Source organism: Clostridium sp. DL-VIII (assembly GCF_000230835.1).
Taxonomy (GTDB): domain Bacteria; phylum Bacillota; class Clostridia; order Clostridiales; family Clostridiaceae; genus Clostridium.
On the sequence record NZ_CM001240.1, the window covers coordinates 5,706,602 to 5,731,885 of the forward strand.

Annotated in this window: 24 protein-coding genes and 1 other annotated feature; all 24 genes read right to left on the minus strand. The window is 31.8% G+C overall.

Annotated features, from left to right (window positions below):
* Window positions 1-104 precede the first annotated feature (104 nt).
* The 24 genes from CDLVIII_RS25960 to CDLVIII_RS26075 all read right to left on the minus strand — a co-directional run bounded on the left by CDLVIII_RS25960 (window position 105) and on the right by CDLVIII_RS26075 (window position 25,280).
* Window positions 105-1,463 (minus strand): nitrogenase component 1, encoded by a 1,359-nt coding sequence (locus CDLVIII_RS25960; protein WP_009172466.1) that lies wholly within the window; start codon window positions 1,461-1,463, stop codon window positions 105-107.
* Window positions 1,464-1,486: 23 nt separating this feature from the next.
* Window positions 1,487-3,019, minus strand: coding sequence for a nitrogenase component 1 (locus CDLVIII_RS25965; RefSeq protein WP_009172467.1), 1,533 nt, complete (start codon window positions 3,017-3,019; stop codon window positions 1,487-1,489).
* A 176-nt stretch (window positions 3,020-3,195) separates the two neighbouring features.
* Window positions 3,196-4,371, minus strand: coding sequence for an amidohydrolase (locus CDLVIII_RS25970; RefSeq protein ID WP_009172468.1), 1,176 nt, complete (start codon window positions 4,369-4,371; stop codon window positions 3,196-3,198).
* Window positions 4,372-4,391: 20 nt separating this feature from the next.
* A complete protein-coding gene (locus CDLVIII_RS25975) occupies window positions 4,392-5,249 on the minus strand; it encodes a MetQ/NlpA family ABC transporter substrate-binding protein (RefSeq protein ID WP_009172469.1) in 858 nt (285 codons plus the stop codon).
* 70 nt (window positions 5,250-5,319) lie between these two features.
* Entirely contained in the window at window positions 5,320-6,195 is an 876-nt protein-coding gene (locus CDLVIII_RS25980) for a MetQ/NlpA family ABC transporter substrate-binding protein (RefSeq protein WP_009172470.1), read from the minus strand.
* A gap of 13 nt (window positions 6,196-6,208) precedes the next feature.
* Complete coding sequence (locus tag CDLVIII_RS25985; protein ID WP_009172471.1) at window positions 6,209-6,886, minus strand: methionine ABC transporter permease; 678 nt, start codon at window positions 6,884-6,886, stop codon at window positions 6,209-6,211.
* A complete protein-coding gene (locus CDLVIII_RS25990) occupies window positions 6,887-7,948 on the minus strand; it encodes a methionine ABC transporter ATP-binding protein (RefSeq protein WP_009172472.1) in 1,062 nt (353 codons plus the stop codon).
* A complete protein-coding gene (locus tag CDLVIII_RS25995) occupies window positions 7,941-9,119 on the minus strand; it encodes an aminotransferase class I/II-fold pyridoxal phosphate-dependent enzyme (protein ID WP_009172473.1) in 1,179 nt (392 codons plus the stop codon). The genes CDLVIII_RS25990 and CDLVIII_RS25995 overlap by 8 nt, the downstream gene beginning before the upstream one ends.
* A complete protein-coding gene (locus CDLVIII_RS26000; RefSeq protein ID WP_009172474.1) occupies window positions 9,112-10,224 on the minus strand; it encodes an iron-containing alcohol dehydrogenase family protein in 1,113 nt (370 codons plus the stop codon). Before CDLVIII_RS26000 ends, CDLVIII_RS25995 begins: the two co-directional genes overlap by 8 nt.
* Window positions 10,225-10,396: 172 nt before the next feature.
* The gene (gene cysK, locus CDLVIII_RS26005) at window positions 10,397-11,311 is read right to left on the minus strand and encodes a cysteine synthase A (RefSeq protein ID WP_009172475.1); all 915 of its coding nucleotides are present in this window, start codon (window positions 11,309-11,311) and stop codon (window positions 10,397-10,399) included.
* Window positions 11,308-12,471 carry a PLP-dependent aspartate aminotransferase family protein gene (locus CDLVIII_RS26010; RefSeq protein ID WP_009172476.1) on the minus strand — a complete coding sequence of 388 codons (1,164 nt, stop codon included), beginning with the start codon at window positions 12,469-12,471 and terminating at the stop codon, window positions 11,308-11,310. Before CDLVIII_RS26010 ends, cysK begins: the two co-directional genes overlap by 4 nt.
* Window positions 12,472-12,579: 108 nt before the next feature.
* Window positions 12,580-13,452 (minus strand): radical SAM protein, encoded by an 873-nt coding sequence (locus CDLVIII_RS26015; RefSeq protein ID WP_009172477.1) that lies wholly within the window; start codon window positions 13,450-13,452, stop codon window positions 12,580-12,582.
* 330 nt (window positions 13,453-13,782) lie between these two features.
* Window positions 13,783-14,130 (minus strand): NifB/NifX family molybdenum-iron cluster-binding protein, encoded by a 348-nt coding sequence (locus CDLVIII_RS26020; RefSeq protein ID WP_009172478.1) that lies wholly within the window; start codon window positions 14,128-14,130, stop codon window positions 13,783-13,785.
* 15 nt (window positions 14,131-14,145) lie between these two features.
* A complete protein-coding gene (locus tag CDLVIII_RS26025) occupies window positions 14,146-14,988 on the minus strand; it encodes a MetQ/NlpA family ABC transporter substrate-binding protein (protein ID WP_009172479.1) in 843 nt (280 codons plus the stop codon).
* A gap of 41 nt (window positions 14,989-15,029) precedes the next feature.
* Complete coding sequence (locus CDLVIII_RS26030) at window positions 15,030-15,698, minus strand: methionine ABC transporter permease (protein WP_009172480.1); 669 nt, start codon at window positions 15,696-15,698, stop codon at window positions 15,030-15,032.
* Complete coding sequence (locus CDLVIII_RS26035) at window positions 15,695-16,474, minus strand: ATP-binding cassette domain-containing protein (RefSeq protein ID WP_009172481.1); 780 nt, start codon at window positions 16,472-16,474, stop codon at window positions 15,695-15,697. Before CDLVIII_RS26035 ends, CDLVIII_RS26030 begins: the two co-directional genes overlap by 4 nt.
* 100 nt (window positions 16,475-16,574) lie before the next feature.
* A complete protein-coding gene (nifH, locus tag CDLVIII_RS26040) occupies window positions 16,575-17,408 on the minus strand; it encodes a nitrogenase iron protein (protein WP_009172482.1) in 834 nt (277 codons plus the stop codon).
* Window positions 17,409-17,525: 117 nt separating this feature from the next.
* On the minus strand, window positions 17,526-18,833 hold the full coding sequence (locus tag CDLVIII_RS26045; RefSeq protein ID WP_009172483.1) for an aminotransferase class V-fold PLP-dependent enzyme: 1,308 nt from the start codon (window positions 18,831-18,833) through the stop codon (window positions 17,526-17,528).
* Window positions 18,834-19,021: 188 nt separating this feature from the next.
* Window positions 19,022-20,338 (minus strand): nitrogenase component 1, encoded by a 1,317-nt coding sequence (locus tag CDLVIII_RS26050; protein WP_009172484.1) that lies wholly within the window; start codon window positions 20,336-20,338, stop codon window positions 19,022-19,024.
* Complete coding sequence (locus tag CDLVIII_RS26055; RefSeq protein ID WP_009172485.1) at window positions 20,322-21,803, minus strand: nitrogenase component 1; 1,482 nt, start codon at window positions 21,801-21,803, stop codon at window positions 20,322-20,324. The genes CDLVIII_RS26050 and CDLVIII_RS26055 overlap by 17 nt, the downstream gene beginning before the upstream one ends.
* A gap of 219 nt (window positions 21,804-22,022) precedes the next feature.
* A complete protein-coding gene (locus CDLVIII_RS26060) occupies window positions 22,023-22,175 on the minus strand; it encodes a YezD family protein (RefSeq protein ID WP_009172486.1) in 153 nt (50 codons plus the stop codon).
* A 118-nt stretch (window positions 22,176-22,293) separates the two neighbouring features.
* Window positions 22,294-22,519 (minus strand) — a binding site (T-box leader).
* A 168-nt stretch (window positions 22,520-22,687) separates the two neighbouring features.
* Window positions 22,688-22,921 carry a preprotein translocase subunit SecG gene (gene secG, locus CDLVIII_RS26065; protein ID WP_009172487.1) on the minus strand — a complete coding sequence of 78 codons (234 nt, stop codon included), beginning with the start codon at window positions 22,919-22,921 and terminating at the stop codon, window positions 22,688-22,690.
* A gap of 145 nt (window positions 22,922-23,066) precedes the next feature.
* Entirely contained in the window at window positions 23,067-24,359 is a 1,293-nt protein-coding gene (gene eno, locus CDLVIII_RS26070) for a phosphopyruvate hydratase (RefSeq protein WP_009172488.1), read from the minus strand.
* 321 nt (window positions 24,360-24,680) lie between these two features.
* Window positions 24,681-25,280 carry a hypothetical protein gene (locus CDLVIII_RS26075; RefSeq protein WP_009172489.1) on the minus strand — a complete coding sequence of 200 codons (600 nt, stop codon included), beginning with the start codon at window positions 25,278-25,280 and terminating at the stop codon, window positions 24,681-24,683.
* Between the last annotated feature and the right edge of the window lie 4 nt (window positions 25,281-25,284).

A 25,284-nucleotide genomic window follows, 5' to 3' on the forward strand; every position in this document is an offset into this window, starting at 1 on the left:
CGTAAAATATAAAACTCACCAAGCATTTTCTGCCATATCCACGCTTTATATTTTACAACTTTATAATTCAATAAAAATATGGATACCATTTAAATAACATCTAATTATGCACTTGCACTAATTGCTGTAGTATAAATCTTTTCCAATAAATTTAATGCTCCTCTGTATCCTATATAAGTTCTTGCTAAAACCACCTCATAAGACGCTGGGAATCCAACTTCAATAATAGCTCCTTTTAATTCTTTTGCAGTATCTCTTTCCCATGTTGTTCCAAAAATGATTGGTGGCTTATGTCCAAAATCTGTCTGCTTTAATAATTGGCCTATTATATATCCATCCTCTGCAAAATCAACATCTGTAGAAACATCTTCTGCTAAAGTTTTATACTCCCTTGCAATTGCTTCTCTATATTGATCTGGAGGATTTTCTGTAATAATTTGTTTAGCTGGAATCAATCCAAGCTGATTAACTAAGAACTTATTAAGTGCTAAATTATATGCACTATCTCCTACTACTGCATATTTAGCTGGTAACCCCCACCAGTATTCTGCATAAAAATCTGAAAAATGTTCTAGATAGTAATAATAATTTTTTTCTTCATTCTTTATAAATTCTTCAGATTTTTGCTTATCAATTCCTGCGAAGTCTACTACATTACGTAAAAATTCAGTTGTTTCTTTTGCTCCAATTGGTATAGTTGAAACATGCAAAAATGGTTGTCCATATTTATTTTCTAGATGTTTTGCTGTATCTAATCCAAGCCAAGGTGAAAGCACTAAATTAAATTGTGCCTTAGGAATGCTTTTCCATTCACTTACTCCTTTTGATTCTGGCCCAAATAAAATATTAACCTTTAATCCAGCCCCTTCTAGTACACGCTTAATTTCTGTAAGATCCCCTCTCCAAAAAGTATTTTGATAAGGCAATAGTGACCATACATTAACTAACCCTTTTTCTTTTTCCCCCTCATAATCTCCTACGTATTGATCAATAATAGCTTTTGTAACTAATTCATGACCTACAAAATTATTTCCTTTAAACCCACCAGTATCAGCATATACTATAGGAACTCCTTTTTTTTGAAATTCTCCAACCACTGATCCTACATCATCTCCTACAATTTCTCCAATACACCCTGTTAAAACGACAAATAAATCCGCTTCCATAATCTTAAGTGATGATTTTATTAGTTCTCTAAGGCGATTTTCCCCACCAAATACAACTTCGTTTTCACCTGCATTGGAACTTGGTGATACTGCACCTCCACTATATCCTCCACCTTGGAATCCATTATAAAATGCAAGACTTGTATATTGTTTATCTGCACATCCTGGTCCACAATTTACAATTGGCATTGCTCCTGGAATAGATGATACGCTATATATTGACCCTATTGCACACCCATAACGGACTTGGTTTATAGAATTTGTCTGTTTTAAATTTATGTTTTCATTATTTCCCATACTATTCTCCTTCTAAAAATCAACTATATTATTTTTTCATTTAATATCTCTGGATGTTTTGCAAGTATATAAGGATCTTCTTGATTAAGCCACCACTGCGTATAAGGCAATTTAACATGTTCCTTTAAATCTTGATGGAATTTTTTATGTGCAAGGACATCTAAAACCGCTTCTCCTAAATTAATCATTCCATCATATCCAATAGCAAGATGTTCATCTCCAAGTGGAGCTGCTGGTATTCCGAGTCTTGAAGCTAAAGGTGCAAGTCCATTATGTCTAATTAATATAAAATCCGGATTTGTCTTTTTTAATAGTCCATAAAATTGATATTGCTGCCTGTTACTTACACTAAACGAAGGGACATCATCATAATTATCTATTAAGAATTTAAGCGAATCCTGTTTTGGATCTCCGCTATCATAAACTGGATCATGATGAAAAACTAAAGAGCCATTCACTTCTACTCCTAATTCTCTTAGAACAGTAATTAATCCATGTGCATAAGCTGAACCAGTTGCAACATATCCTTTAACACCTTTAAGTTTTTCTCTAAGTTCTTGTAATTTAGGCTTTACTCTTTCATGTTCTTTTTTAATATAAGCTTCTGCAAGCTCTTCCCTATGTGTAACTCTTGCAATTTCGCGAAGCCAGGCATCTGTTCCTGCAAAGCCATAAGGCTGTGGTGCCTTAATTTCCGTAACTCCAAATTCCTGTTCTAATGCTGCTGCCATATAAGATGATAAAGTGTAACAAAAACCTACAGTTGCTGCTGCTTCTGAAAGCTTAGCAAGATCATCTACTGTTGCTAAATCTACAATATAATTTACCCTTAATCCTAATTCACCAAGTATAGGTGTAAATACATCAGAACCCCAAAGATTAATTACATTAATTAAATCCTCTTGTTTTTTAGGGTTTTTACGTACAATTTTTCTTAGAATTCCATGTTGGGTGGCATCAAAACCAGTACTCCAATGCTTAGATCTGAATCCTTCACAAGCAAGTGGAATTACTGGTATGTTAATTTCTTTTTCTGCTTCAGTAGCTACACTTTCCATATCCTCTCCAATAATTCCTGTTGCACAAGAAGTACCTAAAAATATAGCTTTAGGGTTATATCTTTCAAATGCATCTTTAATTGATTGTTTTAATTTTTTAACCCCACCAAATACCATGTCACTTTCATCTAAATTAGTGCAGATAATTCTTATATTTTCCACAGGTAAATTTCTAAGAGCAAGTCCATTACGGTAAATGGAATTATAAGGTACTTGTCCTGCTGCACACCCTATAGGTGAATGTTGAATAAGTACTGCATCTCTTACATTTCCAGCCTGACATTCAACCATTTGTTCGCTGCATACTGACCCCTGTGTAAAAGGTCCTTTTATTTCACAAAGCCTGCACTGTTTTCCTTTTCCACTGCATCCTCTGCGCTCATATGCTGATTGTTCTGATAACTCTGAAGCTTTTCCATCCCATGCAATTATTGTTCCAAGCCTTTGCTCCCTTGGCTCAACTTCTGGAATATAAAGATTAATTTTTTTATGCTCCATGTCTATTTCCCTCCCAAAAATTTTTGCTTTATAATAACAAAACTGAGCTTCCTTTAGATATAATTATTCTTTAGAAGCTCAGTCTCTAGTTTTCTAGTCAACTGTATTCGTTGGATTTATCATAATTAAATTTTATCAATATTTATAAATTTTGTTTCTAAATATTTTTACTTATCCTATCTTTCACTATATTTAAATACAAATTCAACATATAATGCAGCTGCTATACTAAGAGAGTCTTCATCAATATCAAATTTCTCATGATGATTAGGGTAATAGGGTTCCTTTTTAGTACCAACCCATGCATAAAATCCTGCTGCTATTAAATTATAAATTCCAAAATCTTCAGTCACCATAGTGATTTGTGGTTCAATTATATTTTCCTTTGCAACTATTGATTTTGCTGCCTCAAAACCTATGCTATATAAATTTTCATCATTTATTACTGGGACAGTTGCTATGTTTGATTTAATATCTGCTTTAGCTCTATATGCTTCTGCTGTATAACTAACTATTCGCTTTACTGATTCTACCACTTTTCTGCGATTTTCCTCATTCGCAATACGAATGGTTCCACTTAGTATAGCTTCATTTGCTATTATATTTTCCCTAGTTCCAGCATTAAACTTTCCGATTGTTATAACAGTCGGCTCTGTAGGCTTGCTTTCTCTTGATACAACCTGTTGAAGAGCTCCTACAATTGCACTTCCTGCAACAATTGCATCTACTGCCTCATCTGGTTTTCCTCCATGTCCACTTACCCCTTTAACAACTATCTTCAAACTATTAGAACCAGCCATTATCAAGCCTTTTCCTATCGCTATTTTTCCTGTTTCAATCTCAGTACTTACATGTATCCCAAAGAATGCCTCTACATCATCTATAAAACCAGATTTTCTGATCAATGAAGCGCCCTTTCCAACTTCCTCTGCTGGTTGAAATATCAGTTTAACTACTACAGGTAATTTATCTTTTTGATCATTAAGTATTTTGGCTGCTTCTAATAATGAAGCTATGTGAGCATCATGTCCACAGGCATGCATTAGGCCTTTATTTAAAGATTTATATTCAACTTCATTTTTTTCTTCAATTTCAAGAGCATCAATATCTGCTCTAAGTCCAATAACTGGTATATTCTTATCAGAATAGGTTTCACTTCTAATAATCCCTACAATACCTGTTTCACCAACACTTTTATAAGGAATTTGTAGCTTATCAAGCTCATACTTAATTCTTTTACTTGTTTCAAACTCCTTGAAGCTTGATTCTGGATGTGCATGAAACCATCTTCTAAGCTCTATAAGCTTATCTTTATCTTCATTTATTTTATATATGATATCATCTATACTCATTCAATCATCTCTCCATTAATTTACTTCCATGCTGGCAATGCTGCTCCCTTATATACTTCTTTTATAGCCTCCTTTACTTCATCGCTATTATAGGCTTTTACTATTTTTTTATACGTCTCATTATCTTTATCCTTTGTTCTAGCAGCAATAATATTTATATACGGTTTATAGTCATCACTATTAATATCAACTTTATCTGAAAAAATCACATCATTTTTTAAATCTAATCCAGCATCAACAGCATATCCGCAATTTATTATAGCTGCATCAACATCATTTAACGACCTTGGCAGCTGTGCTCCTGGTAATTCAACAAATTCTATATTTAGTGGATTTGATTCAACATCCGCTAATCCTGGTGTTTGTCCTGAGCCTGCTTTTACTTTTATTATCCCTGCTTTTTGAAGTACCAAAAGTGCTCTTCCTTCATTTGTAACATCATTGGGTACACCAATTTTAGCTCCGCTTTTCAATTCAGATATTGACTTTATATTCTTTGAAAATAAATTTAGTGGAACTATTATGGTATCACCAATAGCAGTGAGATCTAAATTTAAATCTTTTATATTTTTGTTGAAATATGCATAATGTTGAAAAGCATTTAAATCTATTTCACCATCTGCAAGAGCTTGATTTGGATTTGCACCATTAGCAAAATTAACTATCTCAATTTTTATACCATCACTTTCTAATTTTTTTTCAACAGCTTCCCATACTCTTGGTTCATCTGATGTGGTTCCAACTTTAATTTTAATTTCTTCCTTTGGTTTATTTTTTTCTACTTCTTGAGTTTTATTACTACAGCCAATAAATGATCCAATTATCGTTAAAATAAATAAAATAAAACTCATGCTTTTCATAAAAATTCTTTTATTCATATCATTTCCCCCAAGTACATCTTATACTACTAGTTATTAATTTCTGTTTCTTGCTCAACCAATAATATTTTTATTGGTTTGCATATTTTTCGTCCCACGCTGGAATTGCACCATGTTTAAATTGTTCAAATATAGCCTGAGCTACTTCTTCACTATTAAATGCTTTAACAACCTTTTTATACGTTTCATTATCTCTATCTTCTGCCCTTGCTGCAATCAGGTTTATATATTGTTTTAAATTCTTATCAGTTGGATCAATGTTGTTTACATATATGGGATCTTTTGATGGATCTAATCCTCCATCTACTGCATCTTTTACAAAAACAATACCTGCATCAACATCATCTAGAGATCTTACAATTTGAGAATGTTCTATCTCAACGAGTTGAATATTTTTAGGATTTGAAGCTATGTCTGCTGTTTCTGGAGTGTTTCCTGCCCCATCTTTAAGAGTGATTAAACCAGCTTCTTCAAATACTTTTAATGACCTTCCTATATTTACTGCATCATTAGGTACAGCTATTTTTGCGCCATTTGGTAAATCATTTAATGATTTATACTTTTTAGAGTATATATCTAAGCGTAGAATATACATGTCCCCTAATGCTACAAGATCTAATCCTAAATCTGCTTTGTTTTTTTCAAAATATGCATAATGTTGAAAGGCATTAAGATCAACATCTCTACTAGCTAATACCTCATTTATATTTACATTAGAAAAACATATTGTTTGTATTTCTATATTATCTTCAGCCGCTTTTTTCTTTACAGCATCCCATATTATATCATCAGGTGTTGTTATTCCTATTTTTACAATCTTTTTATCTGGGACGGTCACTCCACTGTTAGTTGCATTATTACTACATCCAGCTAATCCTGTAACTCCAATACAAAATGTCATAGTTATAATCAGTAATTTCATATAAATTTTTTTTATTTTACTCATTATTCTTCCCCCATTAATGTGTTATCTTTTTAAGTATTAGATTTCCAGTTCCTTGTACTACAGTTACGATAAGCAATAAAATCAAAACTGTTACAATGGTTATATCCGTCATATATTGAGAATATCCATATCTAATAGCAAAATCTCCAAGACCTCCTCCTCCAACAGTTCCAGCCATTGCTGAAAGATTTATCAAACTAATTATAGATATTACTAGAGCCCTTATAATTCCAGGCATTCCTTCTCTAATTAATACTCTGTAAATTATATATATTTTCGACATGCCCATAGCTCTTGCTGCTTCAATAACGCCATTATCAACTTCAAATAAAGCTTGTTCTATCTGTCTTGCAATAAATGGTGCACTCCCAATTATCATTGGCACAATAGCCCCTTTGATCCCTATGGATGTTCCAACTATAAATTTAGTAAAAGGCAGGATAAGTGTAATTATTATTACAAATGGAATCGATCTAAATGCATTAATGATTTTCCCAAGAATATTGTTCAATTTCATATTTTCATAGATTTTATTTTTAGATGTAATTACAAGCATAATACCTAATATCAATCCTAATATTATTGCTATAACTGCAGATATTATAACCATAATTAATGTGTCTATTGTTGAATCAAAAAGTTTTGTATGATATTTAATCACATTAGGAAATAGATCTTTTAGTACTTCCATTTATACTACCTCCACTTCTAAAAGATTTTCTTCGCCTCTAATAAAATCTATTTGAACTTTCTCTTCTTCTAAATAGTTAATTGCTTTTTTTATTTTATATGCTTCACCTGAAAAAGCTATAAACAAACATCCTACTGGTTCATCTTGTATAATCTCAATATTTCCAAAAATAACACTTAAATTTATTTGAAATTCTCGTGATATTGTAGATATATACGCGTCATTTGCACTTGATCCTGTAAATAATAAACGTACTACTATCCCTTTATTTTTTACTATTTTTGAAATTGATTCATTATTTAAAAGTTCATATATCTTGTCACTTTGGAATATACTAGCTACAAATTCTTTTGTAATCTCATGTTTTGGTTTTGAGAATACTTCTAAAGCTGTTCCTTGTTCTACAATTCTACCATCACTAAGTACTGCTACTTTGTTACAAATTTCCTTTATCACCTGCATTTCATGAGTAATAATTACAATAGTTAACCCAAATTTTTTATTTAGATCTTTCAATAAATTTAATATTGAATCAGTAGTCTGCGGATCTAAAGCTGATGTTGCCTCATCGCTTAATAGTACTTCTGGGTCATTAGCTAATGCTCTTGCAATTGAAACTCTCTGTTTTTGACCTCCACTTAATTGAGATGGATATGCATTTTTCTTATCTGAAAGTCCCACGATTTCCAGTAAATTATCTACTTTTTCTTCTATCTCCTTCTTATTAAGTCCTTTATAAACTAGTGGAAGTGCTACATTAGCATACACCGTATCATACGATAACAAATTAAAATGTTGAAATATCATTCCTATTTTTTGTCTTTCTCTTCTTAAATCACGTTCCGATAACTTATTTAAGTCTTTCCCATTAAAAATTACTTGTCCACTATCAGGCTTCTCTAATAAGTTTATGCATCTAATTAAGGTACTCTTTCCCGAACCGCTATACCCAATGATTCCAAAGATATCAGCTTTCCCTATATTCAGTGAAATACCCTTTAAAGCTTCTACTGACAGGTTATCAGCTTCATATGTCTTTTTAATATTCTTAAGCTCAATCATATTTAACTCTCCTTTCTATAGATTTTTTTAGATTTCTAAGTCTCCTTAAAGCTTCACTTAAGGTTTCGTTATTCTTAGCAAAATGCATCCTCACCCAATTATTGCCGCCTTCATGAAAAAAACTCGATCCTGGTACCGCTGCAATTCCATATTCCTTCACTAAGAATTTACAAAACTCAATATCACTTTCATATTCAAATTCAGATATATCAACTAAAACAAAATATGTTCCTTCTGGGTTTGTATGCTTTAATCCAATTTCATCTAGTCCCTTCAAAAAATAATCTCGCTTTTTCGTATATACTTCCTGCAATTCATCATAGTATCCATCATTAAAATTCAATCCCGTTATTGCTGCTTCCTGAAGCGGTGAAGGAGCTGCTACAGTTAAAAAATCATGTATTTTTCTTACATTCTCTATTATTTTCTTTGGTGCAATTACATATCCTAATCTCCACCCTGTTATAGAATAAGTTTTTGAAAGTGAGCTGCATGAAATAGTGCTTTCAAACATTCCTGGCAAAGAAGCAAAATATACCTGCTTAAATGGTTTGTAAACTATGTGTTCATATACTTCATCAGTTATGACAAAGGCATTATATTTCTCTGCCAGGTTACCTATAATTATTAGTTCTTTCTGAGTAAACACTTTACCTGATGGATTTGAAGGGTTACAAAGAATTATTGCTTTGGGACTTTGTTTAAATGCTTCCTCTAATTCACTTTCTTCAAAATTAAAATTAGGTGCTTTGAGCGAAACAAATATTGGTTCTGCCTGCGCAAGTATTGCATCAGCTACATAACTTGTATAATAAGGTGAAAAAATAATAACTTTATCTCCTGGATTAAACACTGTTAGCATTACGCTTATCATAGCTTCTGTAGATCCACATGTAACAAGTACCTCTGTATTAGAATCTATTCTTCTTCCAAAACTTAAGGATTGTTTATCAGCTATAGCCTGCCGAAAATTTTCAGCTCCCCACGATGGTGCATATTGATGCGGCCCTTCTTTGGCAGCTTTCTCCAAGGCTAAAATTAATTTACTAGATGGATCGAATTCCGGAAACCCCTGTGCTAGATTTATGGCCCCATATTTATTTGCAAGGATTGTCATTTGTCTTATCATTGATTCCGAAAACTTTTCCACTTTATCACTTAAACTAAGCATTTATTCCATTCTCCCTGTTTAAATTATTTTTCCCTAGACTATCTACTTTAAATATTGCATCTATTATGTGCTTTTCATTTAACACATAACTTAAACCAGAATAATTTCCTATACTTTCTAACATACCTTTAGCAATTACAGTTACTTTCTCCCTTATATTTGATTTAATTCCTAAATCATCTAGGGTTATAGGTAAATTTAATTTCTTCATCCATTCAACAAATCCAAGTATTTCTCGTTCATCTCTACCTTCTAAAACAAATTGTACTAGTAGCCCAAAAATAACTTTTTCACCGTGAAGCAACTTATGGGTTTCATGTATTTTAGTTGAATTATTGTAAAATGGATGTGCTAATCCCCCATAAGGAACACTGCCATTTATACTCCCTGCTAATCCTGCTAACATAATAATTGAATCAACTGCATTATCAATTAAATATGCTTTATCAAATAAGCTCCCATCTATAGCTGATTTTACATAATCATCCTTTAAAAATTCTAAAGCAAGCTCACATACTTTTAATTGGAGCCTTATGGAAAAATCATCTTTATTACCTTTTAAATCTGGAGCTATTTCATACCATTTTGCAATAGTATCCGCAACTCCTGAATTAATATATCTTTTCGGAGCCTTTGATAGAATATCTTTATCTGCTAGTATAAGCTGCGGAGAATTTTCCAGATGAATATATATATCTTGTTCACCATTTTCCTTATATATTACAGCTAGAGCTGACCATGCAGCGCAGGTAGCTGGAATAGTAGGTATTGTGACAACAGCCATATTGATTTTATTTCCTACTGCCTTTACTAAATCTAGAACTTTTCCACCTCCAACTCCTATTATTACATCATTTTTATTTGCAACAGCCATTGCTGATATTTCTCTAATACATTTTTGAGTTGGATATCCAGTGAATATTTTCACCTCATACTTTATTTCATTGATTTCAAGACTTTTATAAAATTTTCCTCCTACAGCTGTAAGAGCATTATTTCCGCCAACAATTAAGACATTTTTGCCTAACCTTCTTATATAATCTCCTGCTTCTTTTATAATGCCTCTCCTATTTTCATAATATCTTGGGACATTTATTGCACTCATATTACTCCTCACCTCAGCCTAAGATTTTAAGTTGTCATTATAATAAAAAAAGGTATACTCCTACCACTTGTAAAAGTATACCCTCTAGTTTTCTAGTCAGATATAATTTAAATATACTCATATATATGATTATCAAAAACACTAGTATATTTCATAAACCTCATTTTATTTTTTATTCATCAAATAAAGTTGTACTTAAATACCTATCTCCTCTATCAGGAAAGACTACTACTATATTTCCACTATCTATTTCCTCAGATAATTTTATTGCTGCTGCAAGTATAGCTCCTGATGATGACCCAACAATTAAACCTTCCTTTTTAGCTAATAATCTCACCATTCCAAATGCTTCCTCATCATTAACTTTTATTACTTTATCAACTAAAGATATGTCCATGGTTTTGGGAACAAAATCATTTCCTATGCCTTCTATTTTATAGCTTTTATGCTCACCACCAACCATTGTTGATCCTTCTGGGTCTGCAAGTATTCCCTTAATATTTTTATCTCTTTCCTTTAGGCATTTAGTAATTCCAGTGAAAGTACCTCCACTACCTGCTCCTGCCACAAAATAATCTATTTTTCCTTCTAATGCTTCATATATTTCTGGTCCTGTACTTTCATAATGCGCTAAAGGATTATCCTCATTTTCAAATTGCTCCAAACTAATGCTGTTTGGAATTTCTTTTAATAGTTCTTCTGCTTTATTTATTGCCCCAAGCATCCCCTCTTCATCTGGAGTATTAATAATCTCTGCACCTAATGCTTTAATTAATTTTTGTTTTTCTATAGAAAACTTTCTTGGAACTACAAAAACTATATTGTAACCTTTATTTATTGCAGCTAATGCTATTCCAAGCCCAGTATTTCCTGCTGTAGCATCAATTATTGTATATCCTTTTTTTAATATTCCTTTTTCTTCAGCACCTTTAATCATTTTTACGCCAATTCTATCTTTTACGCTTCCACCTGGATTAAAGCATTCTAATTTTGCAAATACATTTATATTTTCCTTTACATTAATATGAGTAAGCTTTATTAAAGGAGTTTTTCCTATAAGTTCTTTTATATCGCTTACGTAATTCATTTTACTTTACTCTCCTTAAATGCATTATTTAAATCTTCTAATAAATCATCAATATTCTCTATTCCAACTGATAATCTTACCAGATTATCAACAATTCCAACTTCCTGTCTTATTTTATATGGTATTGCTGCATGAGTCATAGTTGCTGGATGACATATTAATGATTCAACTCCTCCTAAACTTTCTCCTAAAGTTATAAGTCTTAATGAACTTAGAAACTTTTTATAATCGACTTTTTCATTAATAACAAAAGATAATACTCCACCAAATCCTGAAGCTTGTTTTTTATGAATATCATATCCTTTTGACGCCTTTAAACCTGGATAATAAATTTTATCGACATATTCATTTTGTGATAAAAAATCTACTATATTTTCTGCATTTTCATTATGCCTATCTAATCTGACCCCTAAAGTTTTTATTCCCTGTAGCAATAAAAATGAATCAAAAGGTCCGAGTACTCCTCCAGTTGAATTTTGTATAAAGTGTAGCTTGTCCCATAGCTTTTCATCATTTACCACTATTAATCCAGCTACTACATTACTATGGCCTCCTAAATATTTGGTTGCACTATGAACAACTATATCAGCCCCAAATTCCAAAGGTCTTTGTAGATATGGTGACATAAATGTATTATCTACTATTGTTAGTACACCATATTCTCTTGCAAGTTTACTGACTTCCTCAATATCTGTAATATCCATAAGAGGATTCGTAGGTGTTTCTATAAATACAGCTTTTATCTTCCCATTCTCTTTATTATCTTCTAAAATTCTCTTAACATCATTTATTCTGGAAAAATCAACTATTTCATATTGAATATTGAAATTCTTAAATACCTTATCAATGACTCTAAAGGTTCCTCCATAAAGGTTACTTGGAATTATTATCTTATCTCCACTGTTTAGTAAAGACAAAACTGCTGTAATCGCAGCCATTCCACTGCTAAAAGCAAGTCCCCCTGTGCCGCCTTCCAGCAGAGCAATAGTTTTCTCTAATGCTTCCCTGGTTGGATTGCCTGTTCTTGAATATTCATAACCTTTATTTTTACCTAGTTCCTCCTGCTTATATGTCGATGTTTGATAAATCGGAACATTTACTGATCCCGTTGTCTCATCTCCATCAATAGCACCATGAACTAATATTGATTCTATTTTCATATTATTTCCTCCTCGTATACGTGCCTTATATGCATATATAGTTTCTATATAATATTCATATTATTCTTATTTGCTTACTATGATTTTATATAAAAAAATATTTCAATTTTAACCATGTGAAAAAGTTTCCACAACTTCCTTATCATACAATTGACTGTGTATATCCTGATTCTTGCCAGGTACTCCACAAGCATCTGCACGGCAATGTTTGCAATGTCTGAATACATCAAGATATTCTCCAGCTTCACCTCTGCATTTATTTAAAACTTCGCAAGTTGGAGCTTCAAGATGAGATAATTCATTTTGAGGAATTAAAGGAATTATATTTAGTATCGATGCTCCTAATTCTTTCGTTACTCTTGCTATTTCTTTAATATGTGCATCATTTATTCCTGGAATTAAAACACTATTTATCTTTACTATAACTCCTAACTCGCTAATCTTTTTAATACCTCTAAGCTGTGCATCAATTAATTTTCTAGCTCCTTCTTCTCCTTTTAATTTATTTCCATATTCGTCAATTACAAAGGAGCATATATCTTTTTGTATTCTTGCATCTATTGCATTAACAGTAACTGTTACAGTCTGTACACCTGCGTCTACAATTTCCTCTGCTCTTTCTTCTAAGCGCAGTCCATTAGTGCTCAAACAATTAATAAGCTCTGGAAATTCCTTTTTTATCAATCTAAAAGTTTCAAGAGCATGATCAGTTGCAAGGGTATCTCCCGGCCCTGCTATCCCAACTACACTTATTTCAGGGCATAATTTTATTGCCTTCCTAACTGTTTCTACAGCTTGCTCAGGAGTGAGGATGAGTGAACTTACCCCTGGACGCACTTCTGATTTATTAAATCCTCTTTTGCAAAACTTACATTGTATATTACATGATGGACTTACCGGCAAATGTATCCTTCCATATTTAAAGTGTGCTTCTCCACCTAAGCACGGATGAGTTTTTACTAAATGCTCAAAATTCCCCATATAAAATCACTTCCTTTTTATTTAACACTAAACTCTGAATATTCCTTATATTACATATCTTTTTATTATAAATTTTTAATATATATATGTTGCAATTAATAATTTACAAAGTACAATTGATGCCCTTTATGGGTAGTCTGTGACCAATTGCAGTTGAAATCCTTACAGGATTTCTTAAAAATGTAGAATTATTATTGCAATATATATAAGGTCTAAATTGAAAATATATTTTACTAAATTATTAGTTTTAGAAATTTTTAAAAAATTTCATTATTAATTGTTAATTGTCAAATGTACATTGTTAATTAGAACTTATATAGTTTAATTGTGTCAATATATATCTAAGATATTTACTTTTGAATTTAATATCTTTTTTAGTATGTCTTCTATAAAATAAGGTGCTTCTATACCTTTTATTCCCCTTGCTTCAACTAAAGCTAAAGCACCTTGTCCTATTTGTGCAATAAAAACTGCTTTACAATCTGATATTAATTCGATAGATTTTTCCATCGCTTCCTCTGTATGTTGAAAATCTTGGCATGCTGGTTCATTTACCCTCGTTTCAACATACTTATAATCTTTGTCATCTACCTCAACAACTAAAAACTGCTTTGCTCTTCCAAAATGCTGATTTACAACTTTTCCATCGCTACTTGCAAATGCTATTTTATAAGACATTTCTTATCTCTCCTCCTAAAATGCTGGTACTACTGCTACACCATACTTTTCTTTGATGAAATTTTTCACATCATCTGAATTCAATGCTGCCACAAGGGCCTTTATATCATCTCTATCTTTATCACCTTTTCTTACTACAATTACATTGGCATAAGGAGAATCTCCACTTTCTCTGATTAAAGCAGTGTTTGGATCAATTTTGGCATCTAAAATTACATTAGTATTTATAACTGCTCCTGCTAAATCATCAAGAGCTCTTGGCAACTGTGCTGCATCAGCTTCTACAAATTGAAGATTCTTAGGATTTTCTGCTATATCACTTGGTGTTGCTGAATAATCTGTTATACCACTTTTTAATTTAATAAGACCATTTTTCTCAAGAAGCACTAATGCCCTATATTCATTTGATGGATTATTAGGTATTCCTATTTTATCTCCATCCTTTAGATCACTTATAGATTTTATCTTATTTGAATATAAGCCTATTGGTTCAATATGAACTTTTCCTGCAACTTCAAAATTATAGCCTTTTTCTTTAGATACCGATTCTAAATAAGGAACATGCTGAAAGTAATTTGCATCTATTTGCTTTTCATCTAGGGCAGGATTTAATTGTCCTTCATCATCTAATGTTACTATTTCTAAATTAATACCTTCTTCCTTTAACTTTGGTTTAATATGCTCTAATATTTCAGCATGAGGTGTCACTGCTGCTCCTACCTTTAAAGTTACTTCACTTTTTTTACTTGAGCTATCATCTGCCTTGCTTGTATCCTGCTTACTATTATTAGCACATCCTGTAAAGATACTTAAAACCATAAGAGTGCTTGTGAAAATCGCTATCAATTTTTTATTCATTATTATTCCTCCTAATATTCATCTAATAAATCAAATTTTTACTACTCAAATTTAAATCTTCTCTTATTTATTAACTTTGCAATAGAATCACCTGCAAATTGAATAACTTGTACAATTACAACTAATATGACTACAGTTCCTATAAGTACATCTGTACGAAACCTCTGATATCCAAATCTTATAGCTAAACTTCCAAGTCCTCCTGCACCAATTGCTCCTGCTATAGCTGTAAAGCCTATTATTCCTATTACTGCTATAGTTATTCCTCTAACGATTGAAGGAAGTGCTTCTGGAAGTAATACTTTTTTGATTATCTCGAAGGGAGTTGCTCCCATAGATTCTGCTGCTTCTATTTTCCCAAATTCAACTTCCTTCAGGCTATTTTCTATTATTCTTGCAAGAAATGGTGCTGAACCAATTGAAATAGATACTATTGCTGCATTTGCTCCTAAAGTTGTTCCAACTATAACTTTGGCTAGTGGTAATAAAATAATGATTAATATCATTTCAGGCATCGATCTTATTACATTTATAATAAATCCAGTTATTTTATTCACTTTAATTAATGGGAATATTCCACCTTTATCACTAACAACAAGTAAAATTCCTATGGGCACTCCAAGTACAAATGCTATTATAGATGAAAGAAATACCATATATAATGTTTCTGCTGTACCAGTTATAAGTAGACTTCCTAAATCGCTGCTCATATTCCTTCACCACCTGAAAATTTTCTATTTTTCTGAAGACCTTTTGTAATATTAATAAACTTTTTCAAAGTGTCACTTTTGGGATTTAAAAATAAATTATCTGTTTCACCACTTTCTACAATGTGCCCTTCTTCTAAAACCACCATATTGTTTGTTGCATACCGTAATACATCAAGTTCATGAGTTATTATTACTATTGTTAAATTTAATCTCTCATTTATACTCTTTAAAAGTTCCAGAATCGAAAAGGTAGTTTGTGGATCCAAAGCAGAAGTTGCTTCATCACTTAATAAAACATCAGGCTCATTTGCTAGCGCCCTTGCAATTCCAACTCTTTGCTTTTGTCCTCCGCTTAATTGAAGTGGATATGCATCCCTTTTTTCTGATAATTCAACTAATTCTAATATTTCTTCAACTCTTTCCTTTATTTTTTCTTTTTTATATCCAGATATCTCTAATGGAAAGGCAATATTCTCATATACTGTTCTTGAATCAAATAAATTAAATTGTTGAAATATCATTCCTATCTTTTTTCTTGCATTCCTAAGTTCCCTTCTATTTAATTTTGTTATTTCATCTTCACCAATAACTATGGTTCCTAAATCAGGCTTCTCCAGTCCATTTAAACATCTTATTAAAGTTGATTTTCCTGCACCGCTAAAACCTATTATTCCAAAAATATCACCTGAATCAATTTTAAAGCTTATATCTTTTAGTACCTCTACTTTTCCAGTAGGAGTATTAAAGGTTTTACTTACATTATTTACAGTTATCATAAGGCTGCCTCCCACTATCTTAAATGTCAATATTTCTTGAGTTCATCTAGATATTTAAAGCTTTATACTCCAAAGATCTTTCAATTACATATTAATTGCTTTAATCCATCAATCCATATTCTAATAAAATTTCTTCAAGCCTCTCCTGCTTCATTGGTTGTGGAATTACAAACAAATCATTTTCTTCTATCTTTTTAGCTAATTCTCTATATTCATCTGCTTGGCTTTCTTCTGGGTCAAATTCTATTACGGTTTTTTTCCTTATTTCAGCTCTTTGTACTACATTATTTCTTGGTACATAATGAATTAATTGTGTTCCAAGCTCTTTTGCAAATGCTGTTAAAAGATCAAGCTCTCTGTCAACATTTCTGCTGTTACAAATTATTCCTCCAAGCCTCACTCCACCCTTTAGAGCGTATTTTTGAATTCCTTTTGATATATTATTGGCTGCATATAAAGCCATCATTTCACCACTTGCAACTATATATATTTCTTTCGCCTTTCCTTCTCTTATTGGCATTGCAAATCCCCCGCAAACTACATCACCAAGTACATCATAAAATACATAATCTAAATCTTCTGTGTAAGCTCCTAATCTTTCTAGCATTCCAATAGAAGTTATTATTCCTCTTCCTGCACAGCCTACTCCTGGTTCTGGTCCTCCTGATTCAACGCATTTTATTCCTTTAAAGCCTGTTTTCATTATTGCATTTAGTTCTATATCTTCTCCTTCTTCTCTTAATGTATCCAAAACAGTTTTTTGAGCTAATCCTCCCAATAATAATCTTGTGGAATCTGCCTTAGGGTCGCAGCCAACTACCATAATCTTTTTCCCTAGTTCTGCAAGACCTGCTGTTAGATTTTGCGTAGTAGTTGATTTTCCTATTCCACCCTTTCCATATATAGCTACTTGTCTTAATGTTTTTTCTGCCATTACGATTCTCTCCTTAAATAAATAATTTCTCACTGCATTAACACATACAGATGTCTTTTCTATAATCTTTATAAATACTTTTATTTGAACCTCTATAAATCTTCTATACCCTTTTATTTAACTAAATAGATTTAAAGCTTTCTTAAATGCCTGTTTTAAATCTTCTATTAAATCCTCAGCATCTTCGATACCTATTGAAAGCCTTATGGTTTCCTGAGGTATTTTAGCTAGTTTTAATTGTTCTTCAGTTAATTCTCCATGAGTTGTTTTTGGAACATTAACAATTAAAGATCTTGCATCTCCAACATTAGCCTGATAACTAAATAACTTAACTGAATTAATTAATTTATAAATTCCTTCTGAATTTCCATTAAATCCAAATGTAAAAGTTGAACCAACACCCTTTGGAAAATATTTATCTGCTAAAGCTTTATAAGGGCTTCCTTCAACTGTCGGATAGCTTATCCAGCTAACTGCTTCTTCTGTTTTTAAGAATTCTACTATTTTCTCAGTGTTTAAAACTTGTTTTTGTACTCTTTCTGATAAGGTTTCTAAGCCTATTAATATTAAATAAGCATCAAAAGGACTAAGCACTGCTCCAAAATAGGTAAGATAATCTAATCTTATTTTTCCTGCAAATGCACTTTCCTTAAATGCCTCGATATAGCTTCTTTCATTTCCTTCTAAATCCTTTAGAGTAAAATGTGGCTGAGTAAATTGAGGATACTTACCATTTGCCCAATTAAAATTACCGCTATCTACTATTACACCAGCAATAACATTTCCATGACCACTTAAAGCTTTAGTTGCAGAATATATGACAACATCTGCTCCATACTTAATTGGATTAAGCAAATATGGTGTTGCAAAGGTATTGTCTACAATAAGTGGAATATCATTTTCATGAGCAACTTCAGCTATTTTCTCTATATCTGAAATAACCGCATTGGGATTACTAATTGTTTCTATAAAAATTGCCTTTGTATCTTCCTTAATAGCCCTTCTAAACTCCTCTATATCACTATCATTATCAATTCTGTCAATTTGGATTCCGAACTTAGGATATAATTTTTTTAATGCATCTACTGTTCCTCCATATAGCTGATGTGTTGTTAAAATTCTGCCTCCTCCTTCTGCGACAGCCAATAATGCGTAAGTAATAGCTGCCATACCAGAAGCCACTCCAACAGCAGAAGCTCCTCCATCCAAGGCAGCTATTCTACTTTCTAATACACTTACAGTTGGATTTCCAAGCCTGCTATAGATATATCCTTCTTCAGAAAGACTTGCTAGCCTATCAAATCTTTCTGCTTCACCTACTTCAAAAGATGCAGTTGCATATATTGGCACAGAAACCGCATCATTGTGGTTTTTAGGATTATACCCACCTCTAACCTTAATAGTGTCAAATTTATAATCTCCCATTTATCTCTCCTCTTTTCTTTTTATAAACTTTTATTTATCATCTATAGAGCATTCTTATAAAAATACTCTTATTTAAAACCTCTATAATTTCCCATGACACCCTTAAAAGCAAGCACTCATTAAATTTTGTCTCTACTCTTACATTGATATTAATTTAGATATTCCTACCCTTATATCTATCTTTTTCTTTATCTATAGGTGTTCAGTACTCGATCATATATATCCTCAATCGCTCTAAGTCCACCATTATATCCCGCATAACCACAATTAAGTACTAGTCTATAGGTTACTGGAACACTTGCTATAAGCAGATCTGCATTCATTTTTTTTGCAAGATCTCTATCCCATCCACTTCCTAAAATCAATGCTCTACTTTCAATTGATTCTTTTTCAATTTCCAATTGAACACTACCTGCATCTACATTGAATTCAACTTCTGCATGCCTAAACTCTGAAATATTCTCAAATTCTTTTACTATGGCTTCCTTATATTTTTCTGGAGTATCATCAACAATAAACTGCCTTCCTGGAAGTATTCCAAGTTCATTCAATAAAAATTTAGAAAATCCTAATGAATATGATGCGTCTAAAATGCTGTAAAATTTTCTTGGAAGACCATATCTAAATTCAAGCATAAAATCTGCTGTCCTTTCTATGTGAAAGTAAAACTTCTCCTCCTCTTTCTTAATAAAACTCTCAACGCTATCTTTACCTAAATGTCCAAATTCGCCTACCTGCCTTAAAAATTTAGTTGTAGCAATCGCTCCTATTGGCAGATATGGAAAATGTACATATGGTGTTTTGTATTTTTCTTTTAAATGTTCTGCAATATCTAAGCCTACCCATGAGCTTGCAACTATATTAAACTCTGCATTAGGTATTGTCTTCCACTCCTCTATACCTTTAGATTCATTTCCGAAAAGTATATTTACTTTTAGTCCAATCCCCTCTAGTACCCTCTTTATTTCTTCCAAATTTCCATTCCAATAAGGATCTTGATATGGCACTGTTGCAAATACATTCACAAGTCCCTTTTTTACAGTGTCATCTTTTTTGAATTTATCTACATATTGATCAATTATTGCATTAACAACTGTACTATGACTCACATAATTATTGCTTTTAAATCCACCAGTTTCTACATATACAATTGGCTTGTCTTCTTCTTGATATTTACTTGTTACACTTCCAATATCATCTCCAACTATATCTGAAGTACATCCTGTAAGAACAACATAAAGATCTGCATCTATTACTTTAAATGCACCTTCAATAACATCTTTAAGTTTTCTTTCACCTCCAAACACGACATCTGACTCTGTTGCATTTGTACATGGTATTGTATTTCCTCCAGCATACCCTTCCCCCTGTCCTATCAACGAACTTATTTTATTGCTGCATCCTGGTCCTGAATGTAATATTGGAACTCCACGTCTAATAGCTATCACTGTCTGTTGAGCTCCTAAAGCACATGAAAACCTAGGCTGTTCAATAATTTTCGACATTAGTATTACCTCCTAAGAACGTAAATGGATCTTGATCAAGCCACCATTTTGTATATGGCATGGTACTATGCTTAGCAAGATTAGTTACAAATTCTCTGTTATCTATTGTTTCAACTATACGTGATGCATAATTTAGAACTCCTTGATACCCAAACCCAAATTGTTCGTCTCCAATTAATAAAGTTGGTATTCCAAGTTTTGCCCCCCACATAGTCATCCCACCATGTCTTGCAATCATAAGATCAGGTTTCACCCTGTTTAATATATTTACAAGTTCATATGCCTGCTTGTTACAAACATTATAGTGTTTAATGTCTCCATAAATATTTACTGCCTGTGCTAAAGCATCAGAAGTCTTATCCTTGTTATCATATAGAGGATCATGATGGAAAATAGCTGCTCCCTGAACATCTAATCCAAGTTCCCTAAGCATAGCTATTATTGCATGGCCATGTGCTGCTCCTGCTGTAACATATGCTGTTTTTCCTTTTAATTTTTCTCTATATTCTTCAAGTCTTGGTAGCACTTTTACATGTTCTTCTTCTATTATTTTTTCGATTTCTTCTTCTCGATTTAATACTCTGCCTATTTCCCTCATCCATATATCAGTTCCCTCTATTCCGTAAGCTGGTGGTGCTTTTATTTCTTTAACTCCATATTCTTGCTCTAAAGCTGCACCTAAATAAGTACTTAAGGAAGGGCAAACATGAATTGTTGCTGCTGCTTCAGAAATATACTCTAATTCAGCCACTGTTGAAAAAGGTACAATGTATTGAGCTTCATACCCAAGTCTATTTAAAAATCCATCAAAAATATGACTTCCCCAAAAATTAGCTATATTAACTTTATTGGTTTTCTTCCTAGGCGGTTTTACCAGTTTTCTCAAAATCGAATGATATGCCGCATCAAATCCTGTTGTCCATATTTTAGATCTGAACCCTTCACACGAACATGATATAACAGGTATTCCTAGCTCTTGTGATAAATTTTCAGTTATTGCATCAACATCTTCTCCTATTATTCCTGAGGCACAGGACGTGGTAACAAAGATAGCATTTGGTTTGACTCTTTTATATGCTTCCCTTACTGTGTCTTCCAATTTCTTAGCTGCACCAAAAACAGTATCTTTTTCTTCAATACATGTACTGAAATATCTGCCTATGGTAGCTGGAAGATTTCTCTTCATTTGTTCTACTCTATAAGTAAAATTGAAACCAAAGAAATCTCCAGCACATCCTATTGGTGCATGATTAACAACTACTGCATCCCTTATCATTGACAATTGGCAAAATGCATGTCCTGCATTACATCCCATACATTGAGAGAACTTCCTTGAACAATCTTTTAATTTTCCTGCATGAGCACAGGTAACAAGTTCTTTTGCTGAACCATTAAATCCAGTAATTGAGCCTAATCTTGATTCTCTTATAGTTACTGATGATTCCTTCAAATTAATTGCTCCCATAATTGAACTGTCCTCCTTAAACTTTTATTAACACTAATAATTTGAAAAAAGAAAAGAGGACATACTTCTTTCACTAAGAAGTACATCCTCTGGTTTTCCAGTCAGATTTACTTAAATATTATCTGTTTTATTTCCACTTATTCTTATAAGTATACTGTGTTTTATAATAATATATTCTTTTTACTTTCATTTGTCAACAACTTTTAACACCTTTTCTAATTACTTCATTCTTATTTTCTCATTTTTATCAACTTGTATAATTATTCCATCTTGTATTATTAATGTTATTGACCCATACTTTATCTTTTCAACCATCCTTAATATTTCTTCTAATTTTTTATTTTCTATAATTTCTTTACTATTAATAGCCATATATATTCACCCCCATAAGATTAAGATACTCTTGATATAATGTTTTTATCAGTTAAAGATATACTTATCTTAAATTTAATATATAATTTTCATTATAAAAAAATGCCTCTGTTATAAAAACAGAGGCAGAATATTCCCGCGGTTCCACTCTGATTTATTATGCATTATATTTATACATAACATCTCTTTGTGCTGTATCAGGCACACCTGCTAAGCCTACTTCACTTTTCAACTTAGTGCTCCAGAATGCATTCAACTAGTTTTCCTTTAGAATTCCTCTCAGCTACTAAGAATTCCTCTCTTTAAACTTCCACTAATTTACTTCTTCCCTTCATCGCATTAAATTCATATATAACATTTTATATTCATATTATTCCTATTAAATTACTGTGATTTATTATTCTAATTATATTCCACATACTTGTAATTAGTCAATATTATTTCGTATTTTTATAATAAAACTTTTATATGAAAATGCAAAAAGCTACTTAAAACAAAGTAGCTCGAATTTACTATTTTATTAAATTTAATGCAACTGTATTAATTACAAAAAGAAACATAAATACGCATGTAAATCTTATAAGAATTACTTCTTTAGTTCTTGACTTATTTTTTGAAAAGAATGTATCTTTTGAAGCACCTTGTATTAAACCACTTAAGGCATCTGCTTTACTAGGTTGCATGTATACTGTTATGATAACACCTAATCCTAATAACACTTCAAAAGCTAATAACATATTTTGCATAGGTAACACCTCCACTAATGATCAACGACATCTACATTTAATAATATCATATTTATTTATTTATTACAACTTTATGTAAAATAAAAATAGTCAGTAACATAATTTATATTTCTTTGCTACTGACTATCTTTTAAGTGCCTAGGTATTATTTTATGTTAAAAAAGGCCTTTTTACCTTTATACTCAGCTACTTCATCTAATTCTTCTTCTATTCTTAGCAGCTGATTATACTTAGCAACTCTTTCTGATCTTGCTGGTGCTCCAGTTTTAATTTGACCTGCATTTACGGCTACAACTAAATCAGCTATTGTTGTATCTTCTGTTTCTCCAGATCTATGGGAAACAACTGCTGTATATCCAGCTCTATTTGCCATTTCTATAGCATTTAAAGTTTCTGTCAATGTACCTATTTGATTTAGTTTAATGAGGATCGAATTAGCTACTCCAAGTCCAATTCCCTTTTCAAGTCTTTCAGTATTAGTAACAAATAAATCATCACCAACCAATTGAACTTTCTTTCCTAACCTTTCAGTTATTAACTTCCATCCATCCCAATCTTCTTCTGCCATACCATCCTCTATTGAAATAATTGGATATTTATTAACCCAATCTTCAAAGAAATCTACCATTTCTGCTGATGATAATGTTCTTCCTTCATGCTCTAACACATATTTTCCATCTTTATAATATTCTGATGAAGCTGCATCAATAGCGATATAAATTTCTTCACCTGGTTTATATCCTGCTTTATTTATTGCTTCTATTATAACATCAAGTGCCTCTGCGTTTGATTTTAGATTTGGTGCAAATCCACCTTCATCTCCAATCCCTGTGGAATACCCTTTATCATTTAAGATTTTTTTCAATGTATGATATACTTCAGCGCACATTCTTAATGCTTCACTAAAAGTAGGTGCTCCAGCCGGCATAATCATGAACTCCTGTAAATCTACTGAGTTATCTGCATGAGAACCTCCGTTTAAAATATTCATCATAGGTACAGGTAACACCTTAGAATTTACACCTCCTATATATCTATATAAAGGCATTTCTAATGCGTTAGCAGCTGCATTGGCTACCGCTAATGATACTCCTAAAATAGCATTTGCTCCTAATTTACTCTTATTAGGAGTTCCATCTAATTCTATTAACATCTTATCAATATATGTTTGTTCAAATACATTACAGCCTATTAATTCCTCTGCAATTGTCTCATTGACATTTCTTATGGCATTTAAAACACCTTTACCTAAGAATTTATCTTTATCTCCATCTCGTAGTTCTACTGCTTCATACATACCTGTTGATGCTCCTGATGGAACTGCGGCTCTTCCTATTGTACCGTCTTCTAAATATACTTCAACCTCTACTGTTGGAAAACATCTTGAGTCTATGATTTGTCTCGCAATGACATCTACAATTTCTAAATAATCTTTCATTTCTATTCCCTCCTCATTGTTTTTTAATTGATAACTATTATCAATTTAATTATAATACATTTATTTCTTATATTAAAGTATTTTTTTAACTACTATAATATTATTAGTAAATTTTTTTGGAATATTCATCTTATTTTACTTTTGAAGCTGCTTATTATTTTTTATTCTCATTGGTAAAAATATTGTGCATTTATTTCAAAAATATAAATTTATGCAGAATAAGTTAATAATAAAATTAAAAATCCTTAATTTTTGTATTTTAAGAATCTAATATAGCTTATTGTTAACATCTGCAAATCTAATAATATATTATTTGTATAATCATTCAAGAAATAATAAATACTCAGATTCACAATATCTTTTAAATTTTAATTCCCAAGCTACTGCTTTTTTTGAATCTATTTTTCCTATACCTTTAATAAAATCCTCTAAAACGCCTATTTTATTTAGTCCCTTCATTAAGTGTCTCGGATAATCAATCCTTTTACTATATGCTTTTTTAGGGTCTATTATCATAACCTTCTCATTACTAGAAACATAAATATCCTTGCATCTGACATCTAGTTTTTTAAACTTAAGTTTTTTGAATTCTCCTAATAATTCATATATATTTTTAATTAGTTTTTCGCTCAATCCATTTTCCTTTATATATTTATCAAGTCTCTTTCCTTCCACTAGGTCTCTTATCACATATAAATTTCCTTTTTTATACAAGTACGGAAAGTATTTAGATCCATTTGTTCTAGCCAAAATGCTTCCTTCATCATTACATACTTTCTTTCTTAAAAATATTTTAATCACCTTTCTATTCGGTAATTCATAAACTACACCATTATGCCCCTCACCTAAATAACTGGCCTCTCTAAATAATTTTTCTGTAGCTTCGTCAAAATCAGCGGAGTATGCAAAATTTTTTTTCATATCA